General features: G+C 57.2%; 2 protein-coding genes. Both read left to right on the forward strand.

The features are described 5' to 3' along the window. The first annotated feature begins 24 nt into the window (after positions 1-24). Positions 25-2,172: a flotillin family protein gene (locus tag ABX749_RS17195; RefSeq protein WP_145207540.1), complete on the forward strand. Its 2,148-nt coding sequence runs from the start codon at positions 25-27 to the stop codon at positions 2,170-2,172. Positions 2,173-2,348: 176 nt separating this feature from the next. After that, positions 2,349-6,466 (forward strand): DNA repair ATPase (locus ABX749_RS17200; RefSeq protein ID WP_372897046.1); only part of this gene is annotated, 4,118 nt, incomplete at its 3' end.

The following is a 6,466-nucleotide window of genomic DNA, read 5'->3' on the forward strand; positions in this document are numbered from 1 at the left end:
ACTTGAACCGGAGAACGAATCGTGATGACTTGGAGTATTCTTGCGACGCCGCTGCTGGCCGAAGGCCTGCTGACGAGTGTCCTGATCGGTGTCGGGATTCTCTTTGCGGTGCTGCTCGGCATCGTCGCGACGATCAAAAAATGTTACATGGTGGTCGGCCCGGACCAAGCCATCGTCAAGACCGGGATGGGCAAGATGGACGTCGTCACCGGCAACGGCATGCTGATTGTCCCCGTGATCCATCGCTACGAGCTGATGGACCTGTCGCTGAAGAGCTTTGAAATCAGTCGGCAGGGCAGCGAGGGGCTGATCTGTAAAGACAACATTCGCGCGGACATCAAAGTCGCCTTCTTCATCCGCGTCGACAGCAGCGAAGAAGAGATGAAGGAAGTCGCCGCGTCGATCGGGGCACGTCGCTGTTCGGAACTCGAAACACTGCGTGAACTGTTTGATGCCAAGTTCTCCGAAGCGCTCAAGACGGTCGGCAAGCAGTTTGATTTTGTCGAACTGTACGACGAACGCGACAAGTTCAAAGACGAAATACTGAAAGTCATCGGCACCGACCTGAACGGTTACCGGCTCGACGACGCGGCGATCGACTATCTGGAACAAACGCCGCTGGAACTCCTTTCGCCCAACAACATTCTGGACGCCGAAGGGATCAAAAAGATCACCGAATTGACCGCCGCGGAAAAGGTCAAGGAAAACCAATTCACCCGCGACAAGGAAAAGACGCTCAAAAAGCAGGACGTCGAAGCCGAGGAAACCATCCTCGCGCTCGAGCGACAGCGTGTCGAAGCGGTCGAAAAACAGAAACGCGAAATCGCCGAAATCACCGCCCGCGAACAGGCTTCGGCCCGCAAAGTCGAAGAAGAACAGCGACTGGAATCCGAGCGGGCGCGAATCGCGACCGAAGAAGAATTGGGCGTCGCAACGGAAAACAAGGACCGCCAAATCCTCGTCGCCCAGCGCAACAAAGAGAAAACCGACGCCGTCGAACTGGAACGTGTCAATCGTGACCGTGACTTGGAAGCCACCGAGCGACTGCGAGTCGTCGGGGTCGCCGAAGTCGAAAAGGAAAAGGCGATCGAAACCGAAAAGCGGAACATTCAAGAAGTCATCCGCGAACGCGTCGCCGTCGAACGAGCCGTCGTCGAAGAACAGGAACGCATCAAGGACACCGAAGAAATCGCCAAAGCCGAACGGGCCAAAAAGGTTCAAATCACGGCTGCGGAAATGAAGGCCGAGGAAGAGCTGATTCGTCAAACCAAGCTGGCCCAAGCGGAAAAGGAATCCAGCGAGTTGTTGGCGGAGAAGATTCGCATCGAAGCGGAAGCCAAACGCGACGCGGCGGAAAAAGAAACCGCGGCAACGAAAATGCTTGCCGAAGCCGAATCCGCTCAAGCCGCCGCGACGGGACTTGCCGAAGCACGCGTGCGAGAAGCCAAGGCCGCGAGTTTGGAAAAAGAAGGCTTCGCCGAAGCGACGGTCTTGGAAAAGAAAGCCGTCGCCGAAGCCAAGGGCATCGAAGCCAAAGCCGCTGCGGTCGAAAAGCAGGGCATGGCCGAAGCCAGCGTCGAACTGGAAAAGTACCGCAGCGAGGCAGTCGGTATCACCGAGAAAGCCGAAGCGATGAAGATCTTCGACAGCGTCGGAAAGGAGCACGAGGAATTCAAACTCAAGCTCAGCAAGGAAAAGGATGTCGAAATCGCCGCGATCGATGCCCAGCGTGGCATCGCCGAAAGCCAAGCCGGCGTCGTCAGCGAAGCGCTCAAGGCCGCTCGCATCGACATCGTCGGTGGCGACGGCGAGTTCTTCGATCAGATCACCTCGGCCGTCAAGGGCGGCAAGGCGATCGACCGATTCGTCTACAACAGCCGCGTCGCGACGGACATCAAGGACACGTTCTTCGACGGCAACGCGGAATACTTTCGCGACCAGCTGACCAAGATGATCGGCCAGTTCAACTTGGACACCGACGGCGTGAAGGACCTGTCGATCGCCGCCCTGATCGCCAAAATGATGGGATTGGCCGATACCGACGACATGCGGTCACAACTGACCAGCCTGCTCGGCATGGCCGGAACCGCCAACATCGCGGACCAGAAAGCGAGCCGTCTGCTGGCCACCCCCTCCGGCAACGGTAAAAATTTGAAAGGCGGTTTAGCGTAACTCGGCCAGGACTCGGCGGCATGTCCAACGGCCTGCCGCCGAGCTTCGATTTCATCCCGCTCAACCACGGGCGGAATTGAAACCTCCGATTACCTCGCCAAGCGTCCCGGGGGTTCGTCCCCGGGCATTTTGATTCCGTCGCCTGCTTTTCAAACCCACCCTTCGGGAGCCAACCCATGCCCGACTCCCAACTCGCCGCCGGCACCTATGAAGTTCTGCGCAACCGCTTGCGTGATGCCGCAGACAACCTGCGTGAGCGTCTTGCCAAGCTGAACGAGTCGCGTGCGGAGGTGTTCGGCAACATCGAGACCAAGCTGATCTCGACCGAACGCGTCACGACCGAGCACAATTGCGTACCCCGCGATCTGGTCTCCATCGGCGACGAGTTCTTGTTCGGTTACAACGTGCAGTTCGGCCTGAAGACGGAGATCGAACTTTCGGACGTCTTTTCGGCCTATCGATTCGAGGACAACCAATTCCACGAAGCCTCGCTGGATCTGATTGGCGACTCGCGTTTCCACAACGATTTCAGCGAGCTGTACCGGTTCTACAAGGACACGCGTTTTTCACGTTTCTATCGTTCCGGCCCGATGCTGCACATGGTGTTTCAGGTCGGCAAAACGACCCGAGATATCAAGTCGTTTAAATGGCGGGTCTCGCCCGATGCCATCCAATACATCGACAACCGCAGCGATCACGAGGTCAAAGAACCCGCACAGCACGAATTCCGCTGGACTCGCACCACCCGCGACCAGCACCACTATGGCGACCATCCACACATCTCGATCGAAGACCTCGTGTTTGTGGAAACCGTCGGCGGCGACCTGACGATCAAGGTCGAAAACAACACCAGCAGCGGTGAAGGGATCTATTGCGAACCGGTCGACAACTCGGACCAAACCCTCGATGACGCGGAAATCTATTACGCGATCCTGGGCAATCTGGTGCTGCTGAAAATGAAGCCCTACCAGGAAGACCAATTCCGGTACCTGGTTTACAACAGCAAGATCCAGCAAGTCATCCGTCTGGACGAAATCGCCGCGGCGTGCGTGATGTTGCCGGGTGATCAAGGTTTGATTTTTCCCGGCGGCTATTATCTGCAAACCGGAGAATTCAAACGCTTCGAAACCGGGCTCAGCGACATGCGTTACCAACGCACCGTCGCCGCATCCAACGGCGAAGACTACTTGTACCTGTTCTACGCGCCGATCTCGGGCACCTATGTTCAACTGCGTTACAACCTGATCAACCAGACGGTGGATACGCCGTTGATCTGTCACGGGCAAACGTTCTTCGAACGCGGCGAGATGGTTTGTTTTCGCGGCCAAGAAGAAGCTCAAAAGCACCATGCCGTCCAAATCTGGCAGACACCGTTCACCGGCCCCAACTTTGTCCCCGAAAACCAAACCGACTCGTTGCTGTTCAAGATCGGCAACAAAGAGATTGTTCGGGGGATGGCCGAGTGCAGCGAATTGCTGCAGTTGATCGACAAGGACGATAGCTACGAAGGCCTGTATCTGGACCTGAACAAAAAGTCGTCCGACATCCTGGACAGCTACTTCTGGATCGACAAGGCGGAAACGGAAAACCTCGCCGAGCCGTTGCAAAAAATCCGCGAGGCCTCCAACGCTGCCGTCGAAGAATTCGACAAAGTCGTCCGTGCCCGCCGCGAAACCGGCGCGCGAACCAAGGAGGTGTCGACGGCGATCGAGGACTTGATCAAGAAGATCGAACGCAGTCGTTTCGAGTCGATCGATGATTTCGTCAAATCGTTGGCCGAACTGCGAACCCAGCGTGGACACGCCCTGGGACTGAAAGAGCTGCGATACGTCGACTTGGAGGTCGTCGAGGCACTCGAGTCCACCACGGCCGAACGCAGCGAACGACTCAGCCGCCGATGTGTCGATTTCTTGCTCACCCCGGGTGCGCTCGATCCCTACATCAAACGCATTGCCGCGGCGAACGAACGCGTCGCCGAAGTCGCCACGGTTGCGGAATCCAAATCGCTGGGCGAAGAAATCGATGCCGCCGCATCGCAATTGGAATTGTTGACCGAGACCGTCAGCAACCTGCGGATCGAGGATGCGACCAAACGCACCGAGATCATCGACGCGATCGGCGATGTGTTTGCTTCGGTCAACCGCGTTCGCAGTGCGCTCAAGGCACGCACCACCGAGTTGGTCGGCGTCGAAGGTCGCGCCGAGTTCGCATCGCAGTTGAAATTGCTCGAGCAAACCACGTCCGGCTACTTGGACGTTTGTGACAGCCCCGAACGATGTGACGAATACCTGACCAAGGTCATGGTGCAACTGGAAGAACTGGAAGGCAAGTTCGCCGAGTTCGATGATTTTATCGAGCAACTGGCCGTCCGCCGCGAAGAAGTTTATGCGGCGTTCGAGTCGAGAAAGGTCCAATTGGTCGAGAAACGCAACCGCCGCGCCGAATCGCTTTCGTCGGCAGCCGATCGGATTCTCAAAGGCATCGACAATCGCGTGCGATCGATGGAATCGGCCGACGACATTGCGGCCTACTTCGCCGGCGACCTGATGGTCGAAAAGGTTCGCGACATCATCGACCAGTTGCAGGCCCTGGACGATGCCGTGCGGGTCGGCGATCTGCAAAGCCGGATGAAGACGATCCGCGAAGATTCGGTTCGCCAATTGAAGGATCGACAGGATCTGTACGAAGACGGCGGCGACATCATTCGCCTGGGGAAACAAAAGTTCGCCGTCAACACGCAGCCGCTGGATCTGACCACGGTCCTTCGCAAGGATGCGATGTGTTTGCATTTGACCGGAACCCAGTATTTCTCTCCGCTGGAAGACCCGGCTCTGTCGGATGCCAAGGATCTGTGGAATCAGGAACTGATCAGCGAAAATCGCCACGTTTACCGAGCCGAGTTTCTGGCTGTGGACTTGTTTCAAAAACGCCATTCGTTTGATGGCACGTTGACTGCAGAGAAAGTCGATGCCGCCTGGGTTCAATCACGAATCGGCGGACGCTTCGATCAGGGATACGCCAAAGGCGTTCACGACCATGATGCCGCAAGTATTCTGAAAGCCCTGCTGGAGATCGATGCGAACATCGAACTGCTCGCGCATCCGCCCAGCGTTCGGGCCGCCAGCCTGCTCTGGTTCGGCAAACTATTGGTGGGGAAGACGCGGAAGGAAATGACCGACTGGATCGGAGGATTTGCCAAACTGGCCAAAGCCTATCCGAATGCCGAACCGGCGATTGAATTCCGCCAACGATTGGCCGAGTTGGCAGAGGAAGACGCCCAGTACTGGGACCCGCTGTTCGATCACAACGTCACTGCCGAGGCGATCGCAAATTACCTCTTCGATCAACTCGTCGACAGCTCACGGAAAAACGTCTGCAGTGCTCGCGCCGCGGGGCTCTTTCAAGCATTCACCGATTCGGTCCCCGAAGTCGATCGGCAAAAATTGCTCGAAACGGCGATGAAGAGCAACGAAAGTGATCCGGTGCGCGCGTTCGTCCTGGCACGCAACTGGGCCAAAGCGTTCTTGGCCAACCACTCCGGCGGCGATGAGGTGGATCCGGCGCACTACTACTTGGACGAATTAGCGTGGATCATCCTCTCCGGTGGCGTGTCGAATCTGAGGGTCGCCGAGGTGGCGGTCGCAAAATCGTTGACCGGATTGGTCGGGAACCACGAACGGATCCAAGGCGGTTCGATGGTGGTGCACTATCATGAATTGCTGCGACGCGTCGGACGCTACATGTTGGATGTGGTGCCGCGTTACCGAAAACTGAACGAGACCAAATCCAAACTCGTCGACGTGGCCCGCGAGGACATGCGGCTCGATGAGTTCAAACCACGTGTGCTGACCAGCTTCGTGCGAAACCGATTGTTGGACGAGGTTTATTTGCCGCTGATCGGCGACAACCTGGCCAAACAGATGGGGGCCGCCGGCGAGAACAAGCGGACCGATCGCATGGGTCTGCTGTTGCTGATCTCTCCGCCGGGTTACGGAAAGACGACGTTGATGGAATACATCGCCAATCGACTCGGCCTGGTCTTTATGAAGATCAACGGACCGGCGATCGGGCATCAAGTCACCTCGCTCGACCCCGCCGAAGCGCCCAACGCCGCCGCGAAAGAAGAAGTCGAACGGTTGAATCTGGCGCTGGAAATGGGCGACAACGTGATGTTGTACCTGGACGACATCCAGCACACCCATCCCGAGTTCTTGCAGAAATTTATCTCGCTGTGCGATGCGACGCGAAAGATCGAAGGGGTCAGCAACGGGAAAACGAGAACCTACGATCTGCG

The organism is Stieleria sp. (genome assembly GCF_041595215.1).
Taxonomy (GTDB): domain Bacteria; phylum Planctomycetota; class Planctomycetia; order Pirellulales; family Pirellulaceae; genus Stieleria; species Stieleria magnilauensis.